Raw genomic sequence first — 26,808 nt, 5'->3', positions numbered from 1 at the left:
CGCGCTTGCATTGGCCAGACAGGCCGGTCAAAGCTGCGATCATGCAACGCCTGTCTCAATCACCCACTGACCCCGCCTTTGTCCAAAACCCCTACCCGTTTTATGATCGGGCGCGGGCAGCGGGCGATTTCATCTGGTGGGACGACTACAACATGGCCTGCGCGGTATCGCATCACGCGGTGCACGCGGTCCTGCGTGATCGGCGCATGGGCCGCGAATGCCCAGCCGAACGGGCCCCCGACATCCCCGACCACCTCGCACCGTTCTATGCGGTCGAAGCGCACTCGATGCTCGAACGCGAACCCCCGGTCCACACGCGCTTGCGGTCACTGGTGCTGCGCGCCTTTACCAGCCGCACGATTGCCGCACTGGACCCCCAGATCACCCAGCTTTGCCATGACCTGATCGACCGTTTTCCCGATGCGCCCTTCGATCTCCTGACCGCCTACGCCCAGCCGGTGCCCGTCGTCATCATTTCCCGCCTGCTTGGTGTGCCCGAAGATCGCGCCGATGATCTGCTGCGCTGGTCAAACGCGATGGTCGCCATGTATCAGGCCCGGCGCACCCCCCAAATCGAAGCCGCCGCCATCGCCGCCACAAACGATTTCACGGCCTTCATGCGCAGCTATATCGCCAAACGCCGCAAAACGCCCGCCGATGACCTCATCTCGACGCTGATCGCCGCCGAACAAGACGGCGACCGCTTGACCGAGGACGAGCTGATCACCACCTGCATCCTGCTTCTGAACGCCGGACACGAGGCCACGGTGCATACGCTGGGCAATGGAACCAAAACCCTGCTGGAACAAAATATCCGCACCATAACCGCCCCCTGCATCGAAGAGATCATACGCCACGACCCGCCGCTCCATATGTTCACCCGCTGGGTTTACGACGATGTGACGCTGGGCGCGCACGGCTTCAAACGCGGCGATCAGATCGCCTGCCTGCTGGGGGCCGCCAACCGGGACCCAGCCGCATATCCAAACCCCGACGTCTTTGATCCGGCCCGCAAAGGCCCCCAAAACACCAGCTTCGGCGGCGGTATCCATTTCTGCGTCGGCGCACCACTGGCCCGGCTGGAATTGCGCATCGCACTGCAAATCCTGTTCGCCCGCTGCCCGACCCTGCGGCTGGTCCAGCCCCCCCAATATGGTGACGTCTATCACTTCCACGGGCTCAGCCGGTTGATGGTCCGCACGTAAATTCGCAGGCCGCACCGACAGCCACGTTTTCGCTTGAACTTCCCCCGCGACCAGCTACCCAGCGCGCAACGGCCATGCCGCAATTCCGGTGGCATAGGGTCAATTGCCAGGTCAAACCAATCACCCCTCCAGGAGGCATCCGACAGTGCAAGATTTCAAACTCGGCTGGGAAGAGTGGCTCGCCCTGCCGCAATTGGGCCTCCGGGCGATCAAGGCAAAGGTCGACACCGGCGCAAAGACATCCGCGCTGCATGCCTCCGTGATCGAACCCTTTGGCTCGCATGCCAAGCCACAGGTCAGGTTTTTGATTCAGCCCAACCCCGAACAGCCCAGCTATGAAATCACATGCTCCGCCCCCGTGATCGACCGGCGCAGCGTGACCAGTTCGAATGGCGAAACAGAACTGCGCTATGTCATTGAAACGCAAATAGAAATGGCCGGTCGCCGCTGGCCAGTCGAGGTCACGTTGACCAACCGTGAAAACATGACCTATCGGATGCTGTTGGGGCGCGCGGGCATTGCCGACGACATGATCGTCGACCCCAACCATTCCTTTCTGCAACCGCAGTTGTCGTATGACCTTTATAAAAACGTCCCCACCGGCCCCGCAATCGACCGCCCGCTGCGTATCGCACTTCTCACGCGGGAGCCGACCAATTACAGCAGCACCCGCATCATGGAAGCCGCGCAAAAACGCGGCCACACGATCGAGGCGATCAATACCCTGCGCTGCTACCTGAAAATGGGTGGAATCGACCCAGAGATCCACTACGACGGCGCGCCCCTGCCGCGATACGATGCGGTTATTCCCCGGATTGGCGCCTCGACCACGGCCTATGGCATGGCGGTTCTGCGACAGTTCGCCAACACCGGCGCCTACTGCGTGAACACCGCCGACGCCATCGGCGCATCGCGTGACAAACTGCTGGCCCACCAGATCCTTGCGGGGGCTAATATCGGCACCCCCGTCACCGCCTTTGCCCATTCGCCCAAAGACACCAAACACCTGATCGAACTGGTCGGCGGCGCGCCCGCCGTCGTCAAACTGCTGTCCTCAACCCAAGGCCGCGGCGTCGTGCTCGCCGAAACCAGGAAAGCCGCCGAAAGCCTTGTGGATGCGTTTCGCGGCCTTGACGCAAACTTCCTGATCCAAGAGTTCGTGAAAGAGGCCGCAGGCGCCGACACCCGGTGCCTTGTGATCGGCAACAAGGTCGTCGGCGCGATCAAACGCCAGGCCGGCGACGGCGAATTCCGCTCAAATCTGCACCGTGGCGGCACCGCAAGCAAAGTGCGCATCTCAAAAGAGTTGCGCGACGTCGCACAGCGGGCGTCCCGGACCCTGGGGCTGTCTTTCGCAGGCGTCGATATTCTGGAAAGCAGCACCGGCCCCAAAGTGCTCGAGGTAAACTCCTCTCCCGGTCTCGAAGGGATAGAAAAGGCGACCCGCAAAGATATCGCCGATATGCTGATCGCCTATGTCGAAACCCGGGTCAGGCCGCTGGCCCGCAACCGATGATCCCCGGATCGGGCTAAAGCGGCAGCGCGACCGTCGATTTGATCTCTTCCATCGACAAAAGTGCGGTCACATTATGCACCTTCACCTCTGAAATCAGCGCCTGATAAAAGGCGTCATAGGCCCGCGCATTCTTGACCCGCACTTTCAGGATGTAATCAATATCCCCCGCCAGCCGATGCGCCTCCTGGACTTCTGCACGCGATTTCAACGCCTTAAGAAACCGCCCTTGCCAGTCCGCATCATGTTCCGATGTGCGGATCAGCACGAAAAAACACGCCTCGAACCCCAGCGCCTCTGCATCCAGCAAGACCGTCTGCTGGCCGATGATACCCGCCTCGCGCAGCTTGCGGATTCGGTTCCAAACCGGCGTCTTTGATGACCCGACAGTCTTGGCAATTTCATCCAGTGACTGCGCCGCATCCGCCTGCAAGGCCGCTAAAATCTTCCGATCCGTGGCATCAATGCGCACTGACATTCTCATTTCTCCAATTTCACAGGACGGGCAGTCCAAATTCACGCCAAGTCAGAACAATCATCCTTACTTAGCCGCAGGGGGCAGCAAGTAACAGAATAATATTCTATATTGAAGAGAAGAAATCAGAGGTTCGTCATGCAGCACTTTCCAATTTTCCTCGCCGTAGCAGGCCGCCGCATTGTCCTGTCGGGCGGTGGCGATGCCGCCATGGCCAAACTGCGCCTGCTGATGAAGACGCAGGCGCACCTCACTGTTATTGCAGCGCAAATCGCGCCTGAAATTCACCGCTGGGCGGCCCAGGGCAAGCTGCGGATCATCACCCGCGCCATGGAACCCGGCGATGCGCTTTGTGCTGCACTGTTTTATGCGGCCAACGAAAACGCCACCGAAGACGCCCGCGCCGCCGCCATCGCCCATGCCGAAGGTGCGCTGGTGAATATCGTCGATAACCTTGCCGACAGTCAGTTCATCACCCCCGCCATCGTGGACCGTGACCCCGTCACCATTGCGATCGGCACCGAAGGTGCGGCCCCGGTTCTGGCCCGCGCCATCAAGGCCGACCTAGAAGCGCGCCTGCCGACATCACTTGGCGTGCTGGCGCGCATCGGCAAAACCTTCCGGCACGCGGTGGACGTGCTGCCGATGGGTCGCAAGCGGCGCGATTTCTGGTCGGAATTTTACTTCAATACAGGACCAAAAGCACTTGAAAATGATGGGGAAAGTGGCGTTCAAAAAGCGTTGGAAATCCTTCTCGACACCCATACCACGGCCACTCACACCGCCGGACATGTTGACCTTGTCGGCGCAGGACCGGGGGACCCAGAGTTACTGACACTCAAAGCCCGCAACGCGCTCGACAAGGCCGACGTCGTTATCCACGACCGCTTGGTCACCCCCGAAATCCTAGAACTGGCCCGCCGCGAAGCCATCATCATTGACGCCGGCAAGGAAGGGTTCGGCACCGCCATGGCCCAATCCGACATCGACGCGCTGATCGTTGAACATGCCCGGAACGGGGCCTATGTGGTCCGCCTCAAGGCCGGTGATCCCACCGTCTTTGGCCGCCTCGACGAAGAAATTGCCGCGATAGAAGCCGCTGGTCTGACCTACCGCATCATTCCCGGCATCACCGCCGCCTCGGCCGCAGTCGCCAACATTGGGCAAAGCCTGACAAAGCGGAACCGCAACTCTGCCGTCCGCCTAATCACCGGCCACGACACCAAAGGCTATGCGGATCACGATTGGAAAGCACTGGCGCAACCCGGCGAAGTTGCCGCGATCTATATGGGCAAGAAATCCGCCCGCTTCATTCAGGGCCGCCTGCTGATGCACGGCGCCAATCCCGCGACCCCCGTGACGATCATCGAAAATGTCAGCCGGGCCGATCAACGGGTCATCGCCACGACCCTGGTCGAAATGGAACCCACCATGAGCCGCGCCAATCTCACGGGTCCTGCCATCACATTCTACGGCCTCGCCCCGCGTCATGCACAGCAGGCCGCGCGCCAAACACCCCTGACCCAACCGCTGGAGGCCACATCATGAGCCGCGCATTCAAGCCCAAAGTTGTCACCGCAAACGCATTGCTCGAAGGCGATGCCGTCTGGCTGACCATTGACGACCGCTGGACCCGCGATATCGCCGAGGCGGAGCTGATGACCGACGAAGCCCACGCCGACCTGCGCCTACTCGAGGCACTGTCCCGGCAAAGCGAAATTGCAGGGGCCTATCTGGCCGATGCGGCAGCTGGCGCTAACGGCCCCCAACCCACCCACTTCCGCGAGGCGTTCCGCACGCGCGGCCCCTCAAACTATGCTCACGGCAAACAGGTAGACCTTTAATCATGTATGTTTACAACGACTTCGACGAAGCTTTTGTGCGCAACCGCGTGGCCCAGTTCCGTGGCCAGGTGGAACGCCGTATCGACGGGTCCCTGACCGAGGACGAATTCAAGCCGCTGCGCCTGATGAACGGCCTTTATCTGCAACTGCACGCCTATATGCTGCGCGTCGCTGTCCCTTATGGCACGCTCAACGCGGTCCAGATGCGTCAGCTGGCCTATATCGCCGACCGTTGGGACAAGGGCTATGGCCACTTCACGACCCGCCAGAACATCCAGTACAACTGGCCCGAACTGCGCGATGTGCCTGACATGCTTGCGGCGCTGGCCGATGTGGGCATGCACGCGATCCAGACGTCCGGCAACACGATCCGCAATGTCACCGCCGACCATTTTGCGGGTGCTGCCGCCGACGAAATCGAAGACCCGCGCGCCATCGCCGAACTGCTTCGCCAGTGGTCGACCGACCATCCTGAATTCCAGTTTCTGCCGCGCAAATTCAAAATCGCCGTGACCGGTGCCACCGAAGACCGCGCCGTGACGCGCGCCCATGACATCGGCCTGCGCATGGTCCGCAACGCCGCAGGCGAACCGGGGTTCGAGGTGATCGTCGGCGGTGGCCTTGGCCGCACGCCTATGGTCGGCAAGGTCCTGCGGGATTTCCTGCCCAAGGCTGATCTATTGCCCTATTGCGAGGCGATCGTCAGCGTCTACAACCTGCTGGGCCGCCGCGATAACAAATACAAGGCGCGGATCAAGATCACCGTGCATGAAAATGGGCTCGAGAAAATTCAAACGCTGGTCGAAGACCGTTTTGCCGCGATCCGTCCCACGTTTACCGGCCATGATCAGGCGCTGCTGGCCGTGATCGAAACAGCCTTCGCCCCGCCCGCTTTTGCCGTGAAATCCAGCGATGGATATCAGGCCGCCCGCCTTGCGAACCCCGCCTTCCGGTCATGGACCGACACGAACCTCGCCGCCCACAAGGCGCCCGGCTACGCCATCGTGTCGATCAGCATCAAGAAACACGGCGCCACACCCGGCGACGCGACATCCGACCAGATGCGCGCCATGGCCGATATCGCCGAACGCTACGGGCACAATGAACTGCGGATCAGCCACGAACAGAACGTGATCCTGCCGCATGTGCATCAATCGGACCTGCCCGCCGTCTACGCCGCCTTGCGCGCCGCCGACCTTGCGACCGCGAACATCGGGCTGGTCAGCGATATCATCGCCTGCCCCGGTATGGATTACTGCGCGCTGGCCACGGCCCGTTCCATCCCCATTGCCCAGGACATCGCGACCCGCTTTGACGCTCTCAAGCTCGAACATGAAATCGGCCCGCTCAAGATCAAGATCAGCGGCTGCATCAATGCCTGCGGCCACCACCATGTCGGCCACATCGGTATTCTAGGGCTGGACCGGGCGGGCGTGGAAAATTATCAGATCACGCTTGGCGGCGACGGCACCCAAACGACAACCATCGGCGAACGCGCCGGGCCCGGTTTTAGCGCCGCCGACATCGTGCCCGCCATCGAACGGCTGGTCACCGGCTACCTCGACCTGCGCACGGATGCCAACGAGACATTTCTACAGGCCTATCGCCGTCTTGGCATGGCGCCTTTCAAAACCCTTCTCTACCCTGCCGAGGACCAAGCAGATGCCGCTTAAAGAAATCGCAGACCGCCGCAACCTGCTGCACCGCCACAGCGATGCGCAAACCGTGCTGCGCCACGCCCTTGACGACACCGAAATCGCCAAGATCGCACTCGTCTCCTCTTTCGGCGCCGAAAGCGTTGTGCTGTTGCACATGGCCGCCCAAATCGACACATCCGTGCCCGTGATCTTTCTTGATACCGAAATGCTGTTTCCTGAAACGCTGACCTACCAGCGTGATCTGTCCGAACAGCTTGGGCTCGGGGACGTGCGCGTGATCACGCCGTCGCGCGATGCGCTGCTGACGATGGATGTGGACGGCTTGCTGCATCAGGCCGATACCGACGCCTGCTGCGATCTGCGCAAGACCCGCCCCTTGGAAGACGCCCTGCAAGGGTTTGATGGCTGGATCACCGGGCGCAAACGCTATCAGGGCGGGCAACGTGCCGCCCTGCCCCTGTTCGAAAAGGAAGCCCGCCGGATCAAGATCAATCCGCTGGCCAACTGGGACCGCGACGACCTTCAGTCCTATATCACCGCCCACAACCTGCCCCGGCATCCGCTGGTCGCCAAAGGGTATCCCTCGATCGGCTGCATGCCCTGCACCACCCGCGTCGGCGAACACGAAGACCCCCGGTCCGGGCGCTGGCGGAACAGTGAAAAAACCGAATGCGGCATCCATTTTGAAAATGGCGCGATGGTCCGTGAAGGAAAAGCAGCATGAGCGTGATTGTCACCGACACCGGCTTTGCCGCCGACGATTGGACCGGCGGCTTCATAGGCCATGCCGCAAATGACTGCGGCTATGGCGTCGATCTGCCTTCTGACACGGACCCTGCGACCTTGGGTCAGCTCGCCAATGCCCCCATGATCCGCATCGACTTTCCGTCCTCCGCCGATGGGCGCGGCTTTACGCTGGCAAACCTGCTGCGGCGTCTGGGCTACACGGGGCGCCTGCGGGCGCGCGGCCACGTGCTTGCCGACCAATACGCCATGGCGCGCCGGTCTGGCTTTGACGAGGTCGAAATAACCGACGCCCTTGCCGCACGCCAACCCCAAAACCAATGGCTCGCCCGGTCGGATTGGCAAAACCACAACTATCAGGCCCGCCTGCGCGGCTAGCCCCTTTCGCAATTCCCCATCAAAGACTAAGACAGAGGGCGGCCCAAGAGGGCTGCAATGACACTATGACAAAGCAGACACCCGTGACCCAAGCCAACGCCAAACCCGTGCCGACCCTGCCAGACGCGCAAACCGTGACGCAGGTCCAGCACTATACCGACCGTCTTTTCTCGTTTCGGGTGACCCGGCCGCAATCCCTGCGATTCCGATCCGGCGAATTTGTCATGATCGGCCTGATGGGCGATCCGAACCCCGACACAGGCAAGCAAAAACCGTTGCTGCGGGCCTACTCCATCGCCTCGCCCAGTTGGGACGAGGAACTGGAATTCTACTCGATCAAGGTCCCCGACGGGCCGTTGACATCGAAATTGCAGCACATACAGGTCGGCGATGAGATCATCCTGCGGCCAAAACCCGTGGGCACGCTGGTGCATGATGCGCTGCTGCCGGGCAAGCGGCTTTATTTCTTTGCGACCGGAACCGGCTTTGCCCCCTTCGCATCATTGCTGCGCGAACCGGACACCTATGAAAATTATGACGAAGTCATCATCACCCACACCTGCCGCGACGTGAACGAACTGACCTACGGGCGCGATCTGATTGCGGGCATCAAACAAGACGACATGATGATTGAACTGCTGGGTGTCGAAAACTTGGCCAAGATCAAATATTACCCGACCACGACCCGCGAACAAAGCCCCAAGATGGGCCGGATCACGACCCTGATCGAAAACGGCGACCTGTTCACCGATCTTGGCGTGCCGCCCCTGAACCCCGCAACTGATCGTGCAATGGTCTGTGGCTCGCTGGCGTTCAACAAAGACATCAAGGCGTTGCTGGAAAAGGCAGGCCTGCACGAAGGCGCCAACTCAGAACCCGGCGAATTCGTTATCGAAAAAGCATTCGTCGGCTAAGCACCTGCCGCAAAATGCAAAAAGGGCCGCGTCACAACTGACGCGGCCCTTTTTTTGTTCTACTCGCCCAACACCGTACGCAGTTGCTCCAGCACGGGTGCCAATAGCTCAGGATTGTCCTTGGCGGCGGTGACCGCACTGCCCAGCGTGGTCTTTTCCAGCATCGAAATATCGGCGTTCTGGATCACTTCCATCACCTTATCGACATCGAACCCGTCCACAGTCAGCAGCGCCATCGGTGCATCATCGGTCGCGTCCTCGGGCGCGGCGGCGGTGACCTCTGGCTCTGCCACGGTAACCTCAGCCTCGGCAGCAACGTCGCCGGTTGCGGCCTGTGTTGCATCTTGCACGGCCTCTGCGGCGCTATCCATTGCGGCTTGCGCAGCGGCAGCGGCAGCCTGTGCCGCGGCCTCAACTTCGGCAGCCGCCGCTGCAGCGGCCTCTTGCGCAGCAGCAACCGCAGCGGCGGCAGCTTCCTCGGCGGCTGCGGCCTGTGCGGCAACCGCGTCTTGTGCGGCAATCGCTGCGGCTTCCGCTTCGGCAGCCGCCGCCGCTTCGTCAGCGGCGGTCTGTCCGGTCAACACGCCGATAGCTTCGGCGGGCGAACGTCCATTGGCAGCATACTCGTAGCCGAAAAAGCCCAAAACGGCCAAAACGATCAAGATGGCAATAGCTCTCATTTTTATATCCTTCAAATATATGCGCATATGGCCCCCAAGGACCTTGGCTTTGCTATGCCAGATTGCGTGTAGAAGGGGAAGCGCACACCGTTTTGAAATTGGCGGAAAACCGCATCTTTTGCGGGTTGAAGCCGCATCGTCAGCGGTCTAGTTTAGCTGCTACGCACACGGAATAATTTAAGGATAAAGACCATAGGACGCAGACCCCACAACGCGCCACCACCGCGCGAAACAGGCCCCCGTATTAATGACCGTATCCGCGACAGCGAGATCCGTCTGATCGGTGCTGATGGCGAAAACGTTGGTGTTGTGACACCCGAACGCGCAATGATCATGGCCGAAGAAGCCGGTCTGGATCTTGTTGAAATTTCGCCTAATGCAACGCCGCCGGTCTGTAAGATCATGGACTTTGGCAAGTTCAAATACGAGACTCAGAAAAAAGAAGCTGAGGCCCGCAAGAAGCAGAAGATCATCGAAATCAAAGAGGTCAAGTTCCGTCCGAACACTGACATCAATGATTACCAGGTCAAAATGCGCAATGTTTTCAAATTCTTAGAAAACGGCGATAAGGTCAAGATCACCCTGCGTTTCCGGGGCCGCGAGATGGCACACCAAGAACTGGGGCGTCAACTTCTGGAACGCGTGGCCGAAGATACCAAAGAGACAGGGCGCGTCGAAAACTTTCCCAAGATGGAAGGCCGTCAGATGGTCATGTTGATCGGGCCGTTGCCGAAATAGCGACTTCGCCCAGCCGCAGCCGGTTTGGTTCCTGCCAGATCGCGCTGCCGCTCCGGCATCAGCGTGATCGTGAAACCACCTGTTTTCGGGTGCGGGCCGCAGCAAAGACACCGCACCGCACCCCAAAATCGCGATTAACGCAACGAGACGCCGCAGCGCATAGCCGTGGCCGGACGCGAATCATGCGCCCTTCAGCATCGCCAAGAAATCACCCTACATTTCGACGGGTAAAACCGGCCCATGTCGCTGCGCGGACCGGTTTTGTTGCAATATCAACCGGCTGCGGTTACGGCACGGCCTGTCATCACTTTGACCAAATGCGCCCGATACGCCGGCGTGCCGTGCAGATCGCCGATCATACCTTCTGCGCTGACGCCAAGATCGCCCAGTGCCGCAGCCGAGAAATCGGCAGACAACGCAGCCTCTGCCTCGGTCCAACGGAAAACACCGCTTTCCGATGCGCCGGTGACGGCCACACGGACACCATCGGCATATTTTGCAACATAGACACCTACCAAGGCAAAGCGCGATGCGGGTTGCACAAATTTCTGGTAATTTGCCGCCTGCGGAATTGGCAACCGCACTTCCGTAATCACTTCCCCCGCGTCCAGCGCCGTGGCGAACATGCCCTGAAAGTAATCGTCGGCAGCAATCGTGCGGGCATTGGTGATGATCGTCGCGCCCGACCCAAGGGCCGCCGCCGGATAGCAGGCCGATGGATCATTATTGGCCAAAGACCCCCCGATGGTGCCCCGATTGCGGACCGCCGGGTCCCCGATATGCCCCGCCAACGCCGCCAGCGCGGGGTAAAGCGCAGCCGCCTCTTGGGCGACCGTGCCATGGGTCGTGGCACCGCCAATGCAAAGCGCGCCTTCATCGCTCAGACACACGCCTTTCATCTCGCCAATGCCGGTCAGGCTGACCAATGTCGCGGGCATCGCCAGCCGCGCCTTCAGCGTCGGGATCAGCGTTTGCCCCCCACCCAACGCCTGCGCATCTTCGTCCTGCAACGCAGCCACGGCATCGGCGATGGTCGCAGGCCGTTCAATCTCAAAAGCATACATATCGCTTCTCCCTTACGCGTTGTTCATCGCTTCCCAGACGCGCACAGGCGTCAGGGGCATATCAATATGAATGACGTTCTTGCCGCCAGATTGCAGCGCATCAATCACAGCGTTCACAACCGTCGGCGGCGACCCGATCGCCCCCGCCTCGCCACAGCCCTTCACGCCCAGCGGATTGTGCGTGCAAGGTGTGGCACACGAATGATCGACCGTGTAAAATGGCAAATCATCGGCACGCGGCATCGTGTAATCCATATAACTGGCTGACAAAAGCTGCCCGTCGCTGTCGTATTGCGCCTTTTCAAGTAGGGCCTGCCCAATCCCTTGGCCCAGCCCGCCATGCACCTGCCCGGTCACAATCATCGGGTTCATGACATTGCCGAAATCGTCCACCGCCGTGAACCGATCAATGCGCACCTTGCCGGTTTCGGTATCCACCTCTACCTCGCAGGCATAGGCCCCCGACGGATATGTGAAATTGGCCGGATCATAAAACGCGGTCTCTTCCAGACCCGGCTCAATATCCTCAATCGGGAAATTATGCGGAATATAGGCCTTCAGCGCGACCTCGCCAAAGCTCACCGAACTGTCGGTCCCTTTCACAGTGAACTGACCATCCACGAAATCCAGATCATCCACTGCCGCCTCAAGCATATGGGCGGCAATCTTTTTCGCCTTCACGATGATCTTTTCCGTGGCACGCACCACGGCAGACCCACAGACCGCAAGGCTGCGCGACCCATAAGTCCCCATTCCAAAAGGAATTTTCGATGTATCGCCATGCACGATATCAATAGACAGCGGATCAATACCAAGCATCTCTCCGACGATCTGCGGGAACACGGTTTCATGTCCCTGCCCGTGACTATGCGCGCCGACCATCACGCTAAGATTGCCGGTGGCATTCACCCGCACGGTCGCGGCGTCATACAGACCAACCCGGCTGCCCAAAACCCCAATCAGGTTCGACGGAGCAATCCCGCAAGCCTCGATATAGGCATTCACGCCAAAACCGCGCAGCAGACCCTTTGCTTCGCTTTCACGGCGACGGGCGTCAAAACCGCCGCGATCGGCAAGCGTCTCCATCTTGTCCATCAACGCATCATAATTGCCGGAATCGTACTCCAGTCCTGCGGCGCTGGCGAATGGATACTGATCGGGCTTCACAAAGTTCTTGCGCCGCATCTCGACCGGGTCGATCCCCAGTTCGCGGGCGGCCATGTCAATGACGCGCTCGATGGAATAGGTGGCCTCGGGGCGGCCAGCCCCGCGATACGCATCCACCGGGGCCGTGTTCGTGAACACCGTTTTGACGTTCACATAGACATGGGGCACGGTATAGTTGCCCGCCATCAGCGTCCCATGCAGAAACGTCGGCGTTACCGTCGAAAAATTCGACAGATAGGCACCGACATTGGCAAGGGTTTCGGTGCGGAAGGCAATGAAACTGCCATCCTTTTCACAGGCCAGTTCGATCTTGGTCACATGGTCACGACCATGGGCATCGGTCAGAAACGCCTCGCTCCGGTCCGCCGTCCACTTCACCGGACGGCCCACCTTCTTGGCGGCGGCCAGTACCAATGCTTCTTCGCCATAGTGATAGATCTTAGACCCGAAACCGCCGCCCACATCGGGGGCAATCACCGTCAACTTGTTCTCGGGAATCCCCATCACAAACGCCGAAATCAACAGCCGCGTCAAATGCGGGTTCTGCGAGGTGGTGTGCAATGTATAGGCATCGGTGCCCTGATCATAAGACGCCGTCGAACAACGTGGTTCCAACGCGTTGGGCGCCAAGCGGTTGTTGACCAACTCCAATGTGGTGACATGCGGTGCCGCCTTGATTGCGGCGTCTGTCGCAGCGCGGTTATCCTCGATCCAGCCCCAGTCAAAACACTGGTTGGTGCCAATCTCATCATGGACAAAGTGGTCGGCCTTCAGCGCGGCGGCCATATCGACAAGCGCGGGCAGTTCTTCAATATCTGCGATAATTTCTTCAGCCGCATCGCGGGCCTGCTTTTCCGTTTCGGCAACCACCGCGGCATAGGCATCGCCCACATGGCGGACCTTGCCGTGGGCCAGCACAGGGCGTTTTGGCTCCTTCATTGGCGTGCCGTCGCGGCTGTTGATCAGCCAACCTGCGGGGTTGCCGCCCACATCCACGAAATCCGCGCCCGTAAAAATAGCCAGAACACCGGGCATGTTTTCGGCGACAGAGATGTCGATCCCGTTAATCTTGCCATTCGCCACGTTTGAACGCACGAAAACCGCCGTCGCCTGACCATAGGTATTGATGTCGTCCGTGTAGTGCCCTTGCCCCTTCAGAAACCGCAGGTCTTCGCGCCGCTTTGTGCTGGCACCTATTCCACTATTCTTTGGCATTTTTTCCTCCCTGGAGGGTGGGTCAAGACCCACCTCGAACATCACGCAGCCGCAATGGCGCTCACATCCTGGCCCGATGCGGCCATGATCGCCTTGACGATGTTATGGTAGCCTGTGCAGCGGCAAATATTCCCTTCAAGATATTCACGGATTTCGGCTTCCGTGGGCGTAGGGTTTTCTTGCAGCAATGCCGCCGCCGACATCACCATGCCCGGCGTGCAGAAACCGCACTGCAACCCATGATGGTCCTGAAACGCCTGCTGGATCACGTTCAACGACCCGTCGGCATTCGCCTGCCCTTCAATCGTGCCCACCGCAGCGCCATCCGCCTCGATCGCAAACATCGTACAGGCCTTTACGGCGGCACCATCCACATGCACCACGCACGCCCCGCATTGGCTGGTATCACAGCCCACATGCGTGCCTGTCATCCGCAGATCGCTTCTTAGAAAATCGACAAGCAGCGTCCGGCCTTCGACATCGCCAGACACGGCTTTGCCGTTCACGGTCATTGTGACCTTTGTCATGAAATTCCTCCCGGTTTCGATGTGCCTTGGCCCGAGTAAAACATGACTGACTTGATATGAGAACCATAATTTTTCGCGCAACAATCAAATCGCGCGCCGATCAGCCCCCGACATCCGCACGTGGTCTGGGCCGGGTCGGGATCTCCTTCAGCAACCCGCCCACGCCCATGAGCGCAAAATCTGCAGGGGTCAGTTCCATGCCGCAAATCACCCGTTCCAGCACCCAATCAGCCCCATTCAGCGCTAGGGACCGCGCGCAACCCGGCAATCCAATCACCGGCTTCGCCCCCAAATACCCCAGGAAAAGCAGGTTCCCCGGATCAACAGGCATCCCAAATTGCGTCAGCCGACCACCCGCGCGACATAGCGCCGCAGGCCCGACATCTGCGGCATCAGACGTGGCCGAAGCAGTGAGGACAAACACGACATCACCGGTCGCCTGCCCAATCGCATCGGCAAGATCGGTGACCGCGTGGGCGACGACAACCCGGTCGTCCAGCACCATGGCCAAACGATCCAGCCGCCCACGCAACGCATCCCGGCCCTTGACCGTTGGCATGTCGTCAAACCGCGTCTCAATCAACGTGGCCGTTTTGTACTGCGGTGGTGCCACGCCCAAAAGATCGCGCCCGGCGGCACAGGCCTGCGCCAAATCCGCCTTTGGGACACCATATGCGATGATCTTTATCGTGGCGATCATCGTGCCACGGTCCACCCGATGATACGGTGGCACCGTGGCGACCGTGATCATCGGATTGACCGCATTCACCGCATTGATCCCCGCGACAGCGATCCGGGCAATCCCCGGCCCTTGGGCCATCACATTCACCCGGCCCGTCGCCGCGGCCGTCAAACGGACACCGCTGCCCGCAATCGCCGCCGCCAGACGCGCCGCCGCGTGGTCTTCATCGACGTCACCGGGACCCAGCTGTGCGACGGTCACGACATCATGACCACTGGCCATCAGCAGGCCCAGATCGTCAGCCTGCAACACCTGCCCCTTGCGCAACCGTCCACCGGCGATCACGACCGAATGCGCCAGAATGGCGCCCAGGGCATCCGCCACCGGAACCGATCCGAATTTCATGCGCCATGTCGCAAGATATAGGTGATTTCGGCCATGATGCTGACCGCAATTTCACCCGGTTGCCGCCCACCAAGGTCCAACCCGACCGGGGCATGGATCCGGCCGATCTCAGCCGTCGAAAACCCCGCATCCTGCAGCCGCACCACCCGCTTGGCATGTGTCCGCGTGGACCCAAGACAGCCCAGATAGAACACATCGGATCGCAACGCGGTCATGATCGCGGGATCATCCAGCTTGGGGTCATGGGTCAATGTGATCACCGCAGTGCGCGCATCGGGCATCAGCGCCGCCAGCGCCGCATCGGGCCAATCATCCACGATTGTCTCACCGGGGAAACGCTCAGCCGAGCCGAACGCACCGCGCGGGTCAATGATCACCGGGGCGTAGCCGCACGCGCGCGCCATGCCAACCAAAGGCTGCGCGATATGCACGGCCCCTACGATAATCATACGCAAGGGTGGTTTGTGGACCGCCACAAACGTCCGACCGTCATCTTCCACACCCGACCGATCCAACCGAAAGCGCTCCGGATACGCGCTGGCCCCAGCCAGCCGCGCGCCCCCGCCCTGCAAATCCGTGACACAAGCAACGGGCTCCGCGCGGCCGCGTGCATCGACCAACTGCTCGAGCAACGCCACCGGCATCGCGGTGCCCACCGGTTCGACCAAAACACGTATCCGCCCGCCACAGGCAAGCCCGACGGCAAAAGCCGCGTCATCGCTCACGCCATAATCCAGCAACCGTGCCTTGCCATCCGCCAAGGCGTCAATCGCCTCGATGATCACGGCGCCTTCGACGCAGCCCCCGGATACCGACCCTTCCATCGCGCCATCGGCATCAATCACCAGCTGACTGCCCACCGCCCGCGGCGCCGACCCCCACGTCTCGACGACGGTCGCCAATGCCACGCCGCGCCCCGCGCGGTGCCATTCCAGTGCCAGCTTGGGCAAATCGACGATTATTTCGGCCATTTACTGTCCTTCCAACCCGTAAGGTGGATTAAAATCCACCCTACCCCAACATTGCCATAAAACGCGCCTTTTGTCCGGTATCATCGGGCCGTGACAGCGCCGCCGCCAGCCCTTCGAGCGAGGCGATATTATGCCCCGCATGCAAACTACTGCAACGGGGCAGCATCTGCATGATCCCTCGGGCCTTGGGCGCAAACCCATCCCAGCGCAACAAAGGATTGAGCCAGATCAACTGCCGTGACGCCAGCCGCAGCCGTTCCATCTCGTGGCCCAAATCAGCGTCACTGTCCCGATCAAGCCCATCGGTAACCAGCAACACCACAGCACCCTGCCCCATGACCCGGCGCGACCAGTCGCGGTTGAAATCATGCAGACAGGCCGCGATCCGGGTGCCGCCTTCCCAATCCTGTGCCTCCGCGCCGGCCGCGCTCAGGGCGGCATCGACATCGCGGGTCCGCAGGTGGCGCGTGATATTGGTCAACCGGGTGCCGAAGGTAAATGCCTGGACCTGCGCCCACCCCTGCCCTTCGCGGTTCGCGACAGCGTGCAGAAAATGCAATATAGCACGTGAATACTGCGACATTGACCCCGATATATCGCAAATTACCACAAGATTTGGATAACGCAGGCGCCGCCGCTTTGTCGCAAAGTCGGTGACCTCACCGCCCCGGCGCATGGCGGCGCGCATGGTCCCCGGCCAATCGGGCAAACGCCCCGGCAGGCGCTGTGTCCGGCGGCTCAGGATGGGGGGGACCGGCAAACGCAAGCGCGCCAACATCCGCTTGGCCGCCGCCATTTCAGCCGTGCTCATCTGTTCGAAATCCAATGTGCGCAGCCGCTCCTGGCTGGACATCGTGCGCGCGGCGTCAATCTCGATTTCGACCTCATCGTCCGCGTGTTCGGGCACCGGCAAATCCCGATCATGGCCATCCAACAACGCCTCAGCAGCGCGCCGTTCGGCAGCCTGCGCGGCGCGTTCTTGCTGCACCCCACGCACCATGGGCGACAGCAGTGACATCATCTGCTCGAGATACTGTGGATCGCGCCAATACAGGCGGAAAAGCTGCGCAAATACCGCGTGTTCCTCGGGCCTTGAGACAAAACAGGCGTGCAGCGCCCAGAAAAAGTCCGCCCGCGCCGTGAACCCGGCCTCCTGCACCGCGCGGATCGCGTCGATCACCCGGCCGGGGCCAATCGGCAACCCTGCCGTGCGCAGGGCCCGTGCGAAATATGTGATGTTCTGCACCAGTCTAGGATGGTCGGGCAGCTCCAGATCAGGAAGTGCGGCCATCATTGCCACCCAAAGACCGGGGATTTCACATCCCCGGACCCCTGTGGGATATTTCCACTCGGAAGATGCATCGGGCTACACAAGGCCAGCCTTTGCCGCATCCAATATCCGCTTTGCCTCGGAGCCTTCCAGCTTTTGAATGTCGTCTTGGTATTTCAGGATCGCGCCCAGCGTATCGGCGATGACAGCAGGCGACAGGCTGATCACATCCAGCGCCAGCAGGCACTTGGCCCAGTCGATCGTTTCGGCGACACCGGGTTTTTTGAACAGATCCTCGGAACGTAGTTTTTGCACGAAGGCCACGATTTCACGCGATAGCGCCGCAGACGCTTCGGGCGCGCGGGCGTGCAGGATTTGGATTTCGCGGTCGAAATCGGGATAATCGACCCAATGATACAAGCACCTCCGTTTGAGCGCGTCATGCACCTCGCGGGTGCGGTTGGATGTCAGAATGACAATGGGCGGTGCCGGGGCTTTGATGGTTCCCAGTTCGGGGATGGTGACCTGAAAATCCGACAGCGCCTCGAGCAGGAACGCCTCGAAGGGGGCATCTGTCCGGTCGATTTCATCAATCAGCAATACCGGCGCGCCGCCCGGCTGAGGGCGCATCGCCTGCAGCAGCGGGCGTTCGATCAGATAGTCTTCGGTGAACAGTTCGGATTTGAGCGTGTCACGGTCGGCACCACCCGCCGCCTCTGCGGCACGGATCGCGATCATCTGTTCGACAAAGTTCCACTCGTAGACGGCCGAGGCCGAATCCAGCCCCTCGTAACACTGCAACCGGATCAGCCGACGGCCCAACGCCGCCGCAATCGCCTTGGCTATCTCGGTTTTGCCAGTCCCGGCTTCGCCTTCCAGAAACAAGGGCCGCCCCAGCCGCAGCGCCAAGAATACCACCGTCGCCAGCGGCCGCCCGCACACGTAGTCCTGTGCCGCCAGCGCCGCTTGGACCTCATCAATATCTGCAAATGCCATGCTGACCTCCAACAGATTGTATTGCTGCATCCCCACGCGCCCGCGTCAAGCCGCGCGTTGCCCATTTCCGACCAAAGGCCTAGGCTTCCCGCGAAACAGGAGGGTGCACCATGAATGATTCCACACCGATCAAAGCGGCCGGATTTGGCCCCGACCTCGGGCCTTTCGACTGGGCTGATCCGCTGCGCCTCGAAGATCAGTTGACCCAGGATGAGCGGATGCTGCGTGACGCGGCCCGCACCTTTGCCCGGGATGTGCTGCAACCAAAGGTCAAAGAAGCGTATCGCGACGCCATCGTCGACCCCGGCATTTTCGCCCAGATGGGCGATGCAGGGCTGCTTGGCATCACCATCCCCGAGGAATTGGGCGGGCTGGGTGCCGGCTATGTCACATACGGCCTTGTCGCGCGTGAAATCGAACGGGTCGACAGTGGCTATCGGTCCATGATGTCGGTGCAGTCGTCGCTGGTCATGTACCCGATCCACGCCTACGGGTCAGATGCCCAGCACCAAAAATACCTGCCCGGACTGGCCGCCGGCACGTTGATTGGCTGCTTTGGTCTGACCGAACCGGACGCGGGCAGCGATCCCGCAGGCATGAAGACCACGGCCAGGAAAACCGCCGATGGCTATGTGCTGAACGGGTCTAAGATGTGGATTTCAAATGCGCCCATCGCAGATGTCTTTGTGGTCTGGGCGAAATCCGATGCGCACGGCGGCAAGATCAGGGGCTTCGTTCTCGACAAGGGGACCAAGGGGCTGACCGCGCCAAAGCTGGGTGGAAAGCTATCGCTGCGGGCGTCCGTGACCGGCGAAATCGTCATGGATAATGTTGCAGTCGGCGAAGACGCGCTGTTGCCCGGCGTGCAGGGTCTCAAGGGGCCTTTTGGCTGTCTGAACCGTGCGCGCTATGGCATCGCATGGGGTGTGATGGGCGCAGCCGAGGCGTGCTGGCACGCGGCGCGGCAATATGGGCTGGACCGCAAGCAGTTCGGCAAACCGCTGGCCGGAACCCAGCTTTTTCAGAAGAAGCTTGCCGATATGCAAACGGAAATCGCCCTTGGCACGCAAAGCGCGCTGCAACTGGGGCGGCTGATGGATAGTGGCAAGGCGGCACCGGAAATGATCAGCATGATGAAACGCAACAACTGCGGCAAGGCGCTTGATATCGCGCGGGCCTCGCGGGATATGCACGGCGGTAACGGCATCAGCGAAGATTTCCAGATCATGCGCCATATGGTCAATCTTGAGACGGTGAACACCTACGAAGGCACCCATGATGTCCACGCACTTATTCTTGGCCGTGCACAAACCGGGATTCAGGCGTTCTTTTAATCCAATATCAGTCCAATAACGCGGGGCCTCGCGCCTAATTTTGCCGTAAAGTCTGCCTATGGATTTCTCAGGCGCGGGGGCTGACCCCGCGTGGAGCGTAGTGATGCAAGACCCCCAGTTAACGATTGATACAGACCTGACCGACCTTGAAGCCAACGCATGGTTTGCGCAGGTGGATGATATCTGTGACGAGCACGGCTTTTTCGAACAGCTCGGCGCAGAACACTGCGTCGGGTTCTTGGAAGCGGGCAATAACCTGCTTGTCACCTTCGAGAATGCGCAGACCGTTCGCGCCCACAATACCGACGCCGAGCCGCGCGGCTTTGCCTATGCGCGCCATGATGGCTGGTCGCATCTGGCGCTGATGTCATTTGGCGAAAGCTGGTTTCGGGACGACGCGGTGTTCGATTTCTTTGACCGCATGATCGACGACGGGTTTTTTGATGATTTTGAACGGATCGTCTTTCATGGGGCCGATGGCGGCGGCTATGCTGCGGCGGCGTTTTCGGTTGCAGCGCCCGGTGCCACGGTCATCGCCCTGCGCCCTCAGGCGACGCTGGACGCGGGCATGGCCGGGTGGGACCCGCGCTATAAAATGCACCGGCGGGCCAATTTTACCGGGCGCTACGGCTATGCCCCCGAAATGATCGACGGGGCCCGCAAGGTTTTTATCGCCTATGATCCGATCCAACGGCTTGACGCGATCCATGCGGCGCTGTTTCGCAAGCCGCATGTCACGCCTCTGCCCTGCCCGCTGCTGGGCAGCCAATTGGACCGTGCGTTTGACCGGCTCGGCATCCACGACGTGATGATCAAGCTGGCGATGGACGGCTCGCTTGACGCGCGGCGTTTTGCCCAGCTTCTCCGCGCGCGTCGCTATGACCAAACCTATGCGCGCAATCTTGTGCACCGCTTGATATCGACCAACCACAAAAGCCTGGCGCGGATCATCTGCACCTACATGCTGCAGCGTGGAAAGGACGCGTTTTTCGCCAAAAAGCTGCAAGAATTGTCAGGCGCGCGCAGCGCGCCGTCGCAAATCGACAGCTAACGCAACGGTGCTATCGTTTGCTGTTGCGCGCGTCGATCAGCTTTTGGCCAGCCGCCATGATGCGCGTCGCAAAATAACCAAGCACGCCGCCGACGATCATCCAAAAGGGTGTGCCGCTGTCAAGCAGTGCCGCAGCAACGCCCGCCCCCAGCATGGCCACCATGAAGGCGATCAGCCGCTTTTCGCTGGCCTCGACGGGGATGCGCCCCTGCAATGCCTTCACGATCGGCTCCGCAACCGGACCTTCGATATGTGGGGTCAAAAATCCGGCCACTGCGGCGATGATAAAGCCAAGCATAATGTCTCTCCGACGAATGATCATGTCAGTGCGTTAATATCGGCATCCCGGGCATGATCTGCAAGCGCAATCACAGGCCCTATGGTCACGCGGCCCGCAAACGTGTAATCGGGCAACATGAGCGATAAAGACATCACCCGCCTGACAATCCGCCGGCCCGACGATTGGCACCTGCACCTGCGTGACGGGTCCATGCTGCAGGCCGTGCTGCCAGAGACCGCGCGTCACTTTGCCCGCGCGATCATCATGCCCAATCTGGTCCCGCCGGTGGTCACCGCAGCACAGGCCGCCGACTACCGGTCGCGGATCATCGCCGCCCTGCCGCAAGGCATGGATTTCACCCCGCTGATGACGCTGTACCTGACCGAAGGGACCGACCCGGAGGACGTGCGCCGCGCCCATGCCGCCGGTATCGCCACCGCCGTCAAACTGTATCCTGCCGGGGCCACCACAAATTCCGCCTCGGGCGTGCGCGACTTTGAAAAAGTGCGCCCCGTGCTTGAGGCGATGGCCGAAATCGGCATGCCGCTGTGCGTTCATGGAGAAGTCACGGACAGCGATATCGACATTTTCGACCGCGAGGCGGTGTTCATCGACAAGGTGCTGAAACCACTGCGCAAAAAGGTCCCGGACCTGAAAATCGTGATGGAACATGTGACCACCCAAGACGCCGTGGATTATGTCCGCGACAGTCACAAACAACTGGCCGCGACCATCACGACGCACCACCTGATCATCAACCGCAACCACATCTTGGCGGGTGGGATCAAACCGCATTACTACTGCCTGCCCGTCGCCAAACGCGAGGCCCATCGCATTGCGCTGGTTCAGGCTGCCGTGTCGGGTGACAAGCGGTTTTTCCTTGGCACCGACAGCGCGCCGCACACCGATCCGGCAAAGCTTCAGGCCTGCGGTTGTGCGGGGATATTCACCGCCCCCAATACCATGTCGTGTCTGGCCGAAGTCTTTGAGGCCGCGGGCAGACTCAAAAAGCTCGAATCGTTCACATCGGTGAACGGTCCGCTGTTTTATGGGCTGTCACCGAACGAGGCGACGATCACGCTGCAAAAAGGTGATCCTGTCACCTACCCCCGCCACGTCACCACGCCGGATGGGCCGGTGACAGTGTTTGATCCCGGGTTCGAACTGCACTGGCGTGTCGAGGATTGAAACTGCGGCCCCTCCGGGGGGAGAATTTTTTGGACATAAGAAACAGTAGGTCAAAGCGATGATTCCCACCTCATTCCCCACAAAAGAAGAAATGGCACGGCTGACGGCTGGTATGCTGATCGAAATCGGGGCGATTGATTTTAACGCAACAGAGCCGTTCACCCACGCATCGGGCAAGCAGGCGCCAACCTATGTGGATTGCCGCAAGCTGATCTCTTATCCGCGTATCCGGTCCACTTTGATGGACTTTTTGTCGGTGTCCATCATGCGCGAAGCCGGGTTCGAGGCGTTTGACAATATCGCCGGCGGCGAGACAGCAGGCATTCCGTTCAGTGCGCTGGTCGCGGAACGGCTGGCCCTGCCAATGACGTATGTGCGCAAGAAGCCCAAAGGCTACGGCCGCAATGCCCGCATCGAAGGCGTGATGACCGAAGGCCAGCGCGTGCTGCTGGTCGAGGACCTGACGACCGATGGCGGATCAAAGCTGTCGTTTGTCGATGCGATCCGCGAGACCGGCGCGACCTGCAATGCGACTGCCGTGATCTTTTTCTACGGCATCTTCGACGGTGTCGAGCAGACGCTGGCCGATCATGGTGTGAAATTGATCCATCTGTGTACCTGGTGGGATGTGCTGGCCGAAGCCCGCGCGCGCGGGGCCTATGACGCCGCCACACTGGCAACGGTCGAGACGTACCTACGCGATCCGGCGGGATGGAAGCCGCAGTAACCACGAATTCTTATCCACAGCTGTGGATAAGATAGCGCATATCTGGTAGAATGACTGCGCGTTGCCACCAGCTATGGATGCGCCATGACTATCTTGCGGATCGCGCCGAAAGTTATCCGCAGATATCCACAGGAACGGCTGTGGTATGCAGCCCAGAACAACTGCTAGAACCGCCGTGGGACTGGTGAGAGATAAACATGAACGAAATCGCTGCATTCAATGCAACCGGCGTGGCCGAAGCCTCTGCTGATCTGATGCCTCATTCGATCGAGGCCGAGCAGCAATTGCTTGGCGCGATCCTGACGAACAATGATATCTTTGACCGTGTTGCTGCGATCATCGGGCCCAAGCATTTCTACGACCCGGTGCATGCGCGGATTTTCGAAACCGCCGCCAGCCGCATTTCAAAGAACATGCTGGCAAGCCCTGTCACCCTCAAGACCTTCATGGAGGATGACGAAGGGCTAAAAGAGCTGGGCGGCCCGCCTTACCTCGCGCGGCTGGCAGGCGCCGCGATATCGGCCTTTGCCGCGCGCGACTATGCCCAGATGATCTATGATCTGGCAACGCGGCGCGAATTGATCCAACTGGGGCGCAACATCGCCGACAAGGCCGCAAAAATTGATGTTCACAGCGAACCGAAAGAGCAAATTGTCGAGGCCGAGCAGGCGCTTTATTCCCTTGCGGAACAAGGCACGTCCGAACAGGGTTTCCAAAGTTTCCTGCGCGCGGTCACCGAGGCGGTCAATGTCGCGAACTCTGCGTATCAGCGCGAAGGGGGTCTTGCCGGGATTTCGACCGGGCTTGTGGATCTGGACAAGAAACTGGGTGGGCTGCACAAATCTGACCTGCTGATCCTGGCCGGGCGTCCATCCATGGGCAAAACATCGCTGGCCACCAATATCGCCTATAATGTCGCCAAGGCCTATCAGCGCGGCACGCTGTCTGACGGATCTGAGGGGGCGGTTGATGGTGGCGTCGTGGGCTTTTTCTCGCTTGAGATGAGCGCCGAGCAGTTGGCGGCACGAATTCTGGCGGAAGCCTCTGAAATTTCGTCGCATAAGATCCGTCAGGGCGACATGACCGAAAGCGAGTTCCGGCGCTTTGTCGATGCCGCCAAAAAGCTCGAGTCCTGCCCGCTTTTCATTGATGACACCGCCGCGATCCCGATCTCGCAGCTTTCTGCACGGGCGCGGCGCCTGAAACGGACCCATGGGTTGGACGTTCTGATCGTGGACTACCTGCAGCTGGTGCGCGGCACATCCGAAAATCGCGTTCAGGAAATCGGTGAAATCTCGATGGGCCTCAAGGCGATTGCAAAAGAGCTGAACATTCCGGTTATCGCCCTGTCGCAGCTATCGCGCCAGGTGGAAAACCGCGAGGACAAGCGCCCGCAATTGTCTGACCTGCGCGAATCCGGGTCGATCGAGCAGGACGCCGACGTTGTCATGTTCGTCTATCGCGGTGAATATTATGCTGAGCGTGAAAAGCCCGATGATGCCAACATGGACGCTATCGCCGCCTGGCAAGAAAAAATGTCCAACCTGCATGGCAAAGCTGACGTGATTGTTGGCAAACAACGCCATGGCCCCATCGGCACGATAGAACTGTCATTCACGGCAGAGTTCACTCGCTTTGGCAACCTGATCAAACCGTGGCAGCAAGGCGAAGATTCGCAATTCTAACCTTCGCGGATACCTACCGTCACGCGAAACATTGACACAATCAGCGCGGTTGCATCAAGGCGAAGTCGCCACAACAGCATGACTTTGCACAAAAAAATATAAAATATGACTGTAACATAGCCCGCGACGTGATCGACTGTAACATTGGAATTTGAAACAAATGCGTCGGGCAATTGTAACATTGGTTGCATCGCGACAGCCGCGCGCGGGCACCCCCAATCAGCATCGCGTGAAACACGCACATTTTGCCGCATATCGCGGCTCACGCGAGCACACGGCAAACGTGGAAAACGTGAATTTCCCTTCAGCCCCAATCGCACTAGCAAAGGGGCATCTCTGGTTTCAGGGACTAACAAGGAGAAGACATTGATGAAGTATTTTGCATCCGTTCTGGCACTGGCGCTTGGCACAACAGCCGCATTCGCCGACAGCTATACGGTCACAGTGACCAACAACATGACCGAAGAACTGTTTGCGCCCATTGTCGTAACTGATGCAGCCAATGATGGCGCACTGTTTACCATGGGTTACGTCACCGACGCCGCCGAGGCACAGATCCTGACAGGCGATCCTAAAACCGTGGTCGCGGCCATCGGCATGGACATGGTCACGGTCGCCCACGGCGAAGACGGACCTCCGGGCGTGCTGCTGGCACCGGGCAAATCGATCACCTTTACCGTTGATACCAATGCCACCGCGCTGCGGGTTCTGGCCATGGTTGCGCCCACGATGGTGCCCGACAACTACGTCACCGCTTTGGTCGATCTGAACGCTGGCGGCATCACTGTCGACCTGCCCCGTTTTGACATCGGCCACGACGAAGGCACAAAAACCAACAGCCCCGTCGCGGCCAGCGCGGGCACGATCAGCTTTGTCAAAAACTAATTACGGATAACGCCCCCGATCCGTTCGAGGGCCGCCTATCGCGGCCCTCGAAGAACATCGCCTACTTCACCAGCTTACGAAACGGATGGATGAACTGCTTCCAATAGCCTTTGGGTACCGTGTCGCCGATCACCCCATAGGCTTCTGGCCAGTCTGCCTGCGGCAAATGATGGGTCCCGAACAGCCAGTCATAAATCGGAAAATGGCTGGCATAGTTGATATCAATCGCCGCCCGGTCCGACCCATGATGCCAATGATGAAACCGGGGCGTGACCAAGAACCGCTCAACAAACCCCAGACGCCAGCCGATATTGGCGTGGATAAAGCTGGAATAGAAATACACCACCAGCAGATACCCCTGTATCGCCGCCGGATCGAACCCCAGCGTGAACATCGGCACCGCCGTCAGACTGCGCAGCACGGCGATTTCGACGAAATGCATCCGGGCGCCGGCCAGCCAGTCCATCTTTTTGGTGGAATGGTGAATGGAATGAAACCGCCACAAAACCGGAAACGTATGAAACGCGCGGTGGACCCAGTATTGCACGAAATCCGTGGCCATCATGATGATCACGACCTGCACCAAGAACGGCAGCGTCACGATATAAATCTGCACATCATCCAGTGGGATCTGGGCGTTCACGTAATTGGAAGGCGCCAGCGTGATGAACCCCAAGACCTGCACCAGCATCGAACTGACCAGATAATAGAACATATCCTCCTGCCATTCGGCCCGAAACACGGTCTGTTCGGCCCGTGCGGGGAAAAACCGTTCCAGCGGCACGAACAGGAACCCGACAATCAACACGTTGATGATAAAATAATCGAGGCCGAAATAGAAACTTTGCGGCGCATCCCCCGCGATCTGCGGCTGCGTTGTCGCCATCAGCGACGCGACGACGGACACCGCCAAAGCCGTCCAACCCAGCGATTTGCGCGCGCTCAGGATCAGACTGAGCAATGACAGCGCATAGCCTGACAGCAACACGAACCGCAGCGCGGCCGTTACGATGCCGCTGTCCTGAATGAACGCGATTTCGGGATAGGAAAATGTCTCTGGAAACCAGCGTAGCAGCACGATCAACAGACCGGCCAGTCCGGCCAGCAAAGCCAACGCCCCCGACAACCAGCCACTTCCGAACGGGCGCTCTGCGCGGGGGGTTTCCAACTGTGTGACGACTTTTTTCAAAATGCCCAAAACGAACCTCATCA

General features: G+C 59.9%; 26 protein-coding genes. 15 read left to right on the top strand and 11 right to left on the bottom strand.

Annotated features, from left to right (window positions below):
• Nucleotides 1–41: 41 nt before the first annotated feature.
• A complete protein-coding gene (locus QZ196_RS10740) occupies nucleotides 42–1,205 on the top strand; it encodes a cytochrome P450 (protein ID WP_296426266.1) in 1,164 nt (387 codons plus the stop codon).
• Nucleotides 1,206–1,350: 145 nt separating this feature from the next.
• On the top strand, nucleotides 1,351–2,721 hold the full coding sequence (gene rimK, locus QZ196_RS10735) for a 30S ribosomal protein S6--L-glutamate ligase (protein ID WP_296426262.1): 1,371 nt from the start codon (nucleotides 1,351–1,353) through the stop codon (nucleotides 2,719–2,721).
• Between the two features lie 13 nt (nucleotides 2,722–2,734).
• On the opposite strand, the gene QZ196_RS10730 is transcribed toward rimK, so the two are convergent.
• Entirely contained in the window at nucleotides 2,735–3,196 is a 462-nt protein-coding gene (locus QZ196_RS10730; protein ID WP_296426261.1) for an Lrp/AsnC family transcriptional regulator, read from the bottom strand.
• A gap of 135 nt (nucleotides 3,197–3,331) precedes the next feature.
• Here QZ196_RS10730 and cysG point away from each other — a divergent pair, with 135 nt between their 5' ends.
• The 6 genes from cysG to QZ196_RS10700 all read left to right on the top strand — a co-directional run bounded on the left by cysG (nucleotide 3,332) and on the right by QZ196_RS10700 (nucleotide 8,731).
• Entirely contained in the window at nucleotides 3,332–4,741 is a 1,410-nt protein-coding gene (cysG, locus tag QZ196_RS10725) for a siroheme synthase CysG (RefSeq protein ID WP_296426258.1), read from the top strand.
• The gene (locus tag QZ196_RS10720; protein WP_296426257.1) at nucleotides 4,738–5,037 is read left to right on the top strand and encodes a DUF2849 domain-containing protein; all 300 of its coding nucleotides are present in this window, start codon (nucleotides 4,738–4,740) and stop codon (nucleotides 5,035–5,037) included. The genes cysG and QZ196_RS10720 overlap by 4 nt, the downstream gene beginning before the upstream one ends.
• 2 nt (nucleotides 5,038–5,039) lie before the next feature.
• The gene (locus QZ196_RS10715; RefSeq protein ID WP_296426254.1) at nucleotides 5,040–6,710 is read left to right on the top strand and encodes a nitrite/sulfite reductase; all 1,671 of its coding nucleotides are present in this window, start codon (nucleotides 5,040–5,042) and stop codon (nucleotides 6,708–6,710) included.
• Nucleotides 6,700–7,419 carry a phosphoadenylyl-sulfate reductase gene (locus QZ196_RS10710; RefSeq protein ID WP_296426253.1) on the top strand — a complete coding sequence of 240 codons (720 nt, stop codon included), beginning with the start codon at nucleotides 6,700–6,702 and terminating at the stop codon, nucleotides 7,417–7,419. Before QZ196_RS10715 ends, QZ196_RS10710 begins: the two co-directional genes overlap by 11 nt.
• Complete coding sequence (locus tag QZ196_RS10705; protein WP_296426250.1) at nucleotides 7,416–7,817, top strand: DUF934 domain-containing protein; 402 nt, start codon at nucleotides 7,416–7,418, stop codon at nucleotides 7,815–7,817. Before QZ196_RS10710 ends, QZ196_RS10705 begins: the two co-directional genes overlap by 4 nt.
• A 65-nt stretch (nucleotides 7,818–7,882) precedes the next feature.
• Entirely contained in the window at nucleotides 7,883–8,731 is an 849-nt protein-coding gene (locus QZ196_RS10700) for a ferredoxin--NADP reductase (RefSeq protein WP_296426249.1), read from the top strand.
• A 59-nt stretch (nucleotides 8,732–8,790) separates the two neighbouring features.
• Here QZ196_RS10700 and QZ196_RS10695 read toward each other — a convergent pair whose 3' ends face one another.
• Nucleotides 8,791–9,411, bottom strand: a complete 621-nt coding sequence (locus QZ196_RS10695) for a hypothetical protein (protein ID WP_296426248.1) — start codon at nucleotides 9,409–9,411, stop codon at nucleotides 8,791–8,793.
• 192 nt (nucleotides 9,412–9,603) lie between these two features.
• Here QZ196_RS10695 and infC point away from each other — a divergent pair, with 192 nt between their 5' ends.
• A complete protein-coding gene (infC, locus tag QZ196_RS10690; protein WP_366510970.1) occupies nucleotides 9,604–10,149 on the top strand; it encodes a translation initiation factor IF-3 in 546 nt (181 codons plus the stop codon).
• 272 nt (nucleotides 10,150–10,421) lie between these two features.
• On the opposite strand, the gene QZ196_RS10685 is transcribed toward infC, so the two are convergent.
• The 7 genes from QZ196_RS10685 to QZ196_RS10655 all read right to left on the bottom strand — a co-directional run bounded on the left by QZ196_RS10685 (nucleotide 10,422) and on the right by QZ196_RS10655 (nucleotide 18,446).
• On the bottom strand, nucleotides 10,422–11,213 hold the full coding sequence (locus tag QZ196_RS10685; RefSeq protein WP_296426245.1) for an FAD binding domain-containing protein: 792 nt from the start codon (nucleotides 11,211–11,213) through the stop codon (nucleotides 10,422–10,424).
• 12 nt (nucleotides 11,214–11,225) lie between these two features.
• Nucleotides 11,226–13,595: a xanthine dehydrogenase family protein molybdopterin-binding subunit gene (locus QZ196_RS10680; RefSeq protein WP_296426244.1), complete on the bottom strand. Its 2,370-nt coding sequence runs from the start codon at nucleotides 13,593–13,595 to the stop codon at nucleotides 11,226–11,228.
• 41 nt (nucleotides 13,596–13,636) lie between these two features.
• Nucleotides 13,637–14,122 carry a (2Fe-2S)-binding protein gene (locus QZ196_RS10675; protein ID WP_296426242.1) on the bottom strand — a complete coding sequence of 162 codons (486 nt, stop codon included), beginning with the start codon at nucleotides 14,120–14,122 and terminating at the stop codon, nucleotides 13,637–13,639.
• Nucleotides 14,123–14,222: 100 nt separating this feature from the next.
• A complete protein-coding gene (locus QZ196_RS10670) occupies nucleotides 14,223–15,209 on the bottom strand; it encodes a molybdopterin-binding protein (protein ID WP_296426241.1) in 987 nt (328 codons plus the stop codon).
• Nucleotides 15,206–16,180: an XdhC family protein gene (locus QZ196_RS10665; protein ID WP_296426239.1), complete on the bottom strand. Its 975-nt coding sequence runs from the start codon at nucleotides 16,178–16,180 to the stop codon at nucleotides 15,206–15,208. Before QZ196_RS10665 ends, QZ196_RS10670 begins: the two co-directional genes overlap by 4 nt.
• A 40-nt stretch (nucleotides 16,181–16,220) precedes the next feature.
• Nucleotides 16,221–17,471 carry a VWA domain-containing protein gene (locus tag QZ196_RS10660; protein ID WP_296426287.1) on the bottom strand — a complete coding sequence of 417 codons (1,251 nt, stop codon included), beginning with the start codon at nucleotides 17,469–17,471 and terminating at the stop codon, nucleotides 16,221–16,223.
• Nucleotides 17,472–17,546: 75 nt separating this feature from the next.
• The gene (locus tag QZ196_RS10655) at nucleotides 17,547–18,446 is read right to left on the bottom strand and encodes a MoxR family ATPase (RefSeq protein ID WP_296426237.1); all 900 of its coding nucleotides are present in this window, start codon (nucleotides 18,444–18,446) and stop codon (nucleotides 17,547–17,549) included.
• Between the two features lie 110 nt (nucleotides 18,447–18,556).
• Here QZ196_RS10655 and QZ196_RS10650 point away from each other — a divergent pair, with 110 nt between their 5' ends.
• Nucleotides 18,557–19,780 carry an acyl-CoA dehydrogenase gene (locus tag QZ196_RS10650; protein WP_296426235.1) on the top strand — a complete coding sequence of 408 codons (1,224 nt, stop codon included), beginning with the start codon at nucleotides 18,557–18,559 and terminating at the stop codon, nucleotides 19,778–19,780.
• A 103-nt stretch (nucleotides 19,781–19,883) separates the two neighbouring features.
• A complete protein-coding gene (locus tag QZ196_RS10645) occupies nucleotides 19,884–20,831 on the top strand; it encodes a phosphoadenosine phosphosulfate reductase (protein WP_296426233.1) in 948 nt (315 codons plus the stop codon).
• Nucleotides 20,832–20,841: 10 nt separating this feature from the next.
• On the opposite strand, the gene QZ196_RS10640 is transcribed toward QZ196_RS10645, so the two are convergent.
• The gene (locus QZ196_RS10640) at nucleotides 20,842–21,129 is read right to left on the bottom strand and encodes a hypothetical protein (protein ID WP_296426231.1); all 288 of its coding nucleotides are present in this window, start codon (nucleotides 21,127–21,129) and stop codon (nucleotides 20,842–20,844) included.
• A gap of 117 nt (nucleotides 21,130–21,246) precedes the next feature.
• Between QZ196_RS10640 and pyrC the strand changes: the two genes are divergently transcribed.
• From pyrC to QZ196_RS10620, 4 genes are all read left to right on the top strand, one after another.
• A complete protein-coding gene (gene pyrC, locus QZ196_RS10635; RefSeq protein ID WP_296426230.1) occupies nucleotides 21,247–22,299 on the top strand; it encodes a dihydroorotase in 1,053 nt (350 codons plus the stop codon).
• Nucleotides 22,300–22,357: 58 nt separating this feature from the next.
• Nucleotides 22,358–23,026: an orotate phosphoribosyltransferase gene (locus QZ196_RS10630; protein ID WP_296426228.1), complete on the top strand. Its 669-nt coding sequence runs from the start codon at nucleotides 22,358–22,360 to the stop codon at nucleotides 23,024–23,026.
• A 197-nt stretch (nucleotides 23,027–23,223) separates the two neighbouring features.
• The gene (locus QZ196_RS10625) at nucleotides 23,224–24,711 is read left to right on the top strand and encodes a replicative DNA helicase (RefSeq protein ID WP_296426226.1); all 1,488 of its coding nucleotides are present in this window, start codon (nucleotides 23,224–23,226) and stop codon (nucleotides 24,709–24,711) included.
• Between the two features lie 369 nt (nucleotides 24,712–25,080).
• Nucleotides 25,081–25,596: a hypothetical protein gene (locus tag QZ196_RS10620; RefSeq protein ID WP_296426224.1), complete on the top strand. Its 516-nt coding sequence runs from the start codon at nucleotides 25,081–25,083 to the stop codon at nucleotides 25,594–25,596.
• A gap of 61 nt (nucleotides 25,597–25,657) precedes the next feature.
• Here QZ196_RS10620 and QZ196_RS10615 read toward each other — a convergent pair whose 3' ends face one another.
• Nucleotides 25,658–26,806, bottom strand: coding sequence for a sterol desaturase family protein (locus tag QZ196_RS10615; RefSeq protein WP_296426222.1), 1,149 nt, complete (start codon nucleotides 26,804–26,806; stop codon nucleotides 25,658–25,660).
• Between the last annotated feature and the right edge of the window lie 2 nt (nucleotides 26,807–26,808).

It is taken from the genome of Yoonia sp. (genome assembly GCF_017854565.1).
Classification (GTDB): Bacteria; Pseudomonadota; Alphaproteobacteria; order Rhodobacterales; family Rhodobacteraceae; genus Yoonia.
This window is presented reverse-complemented; position numbering and strand designations above follow the sequence as displayed.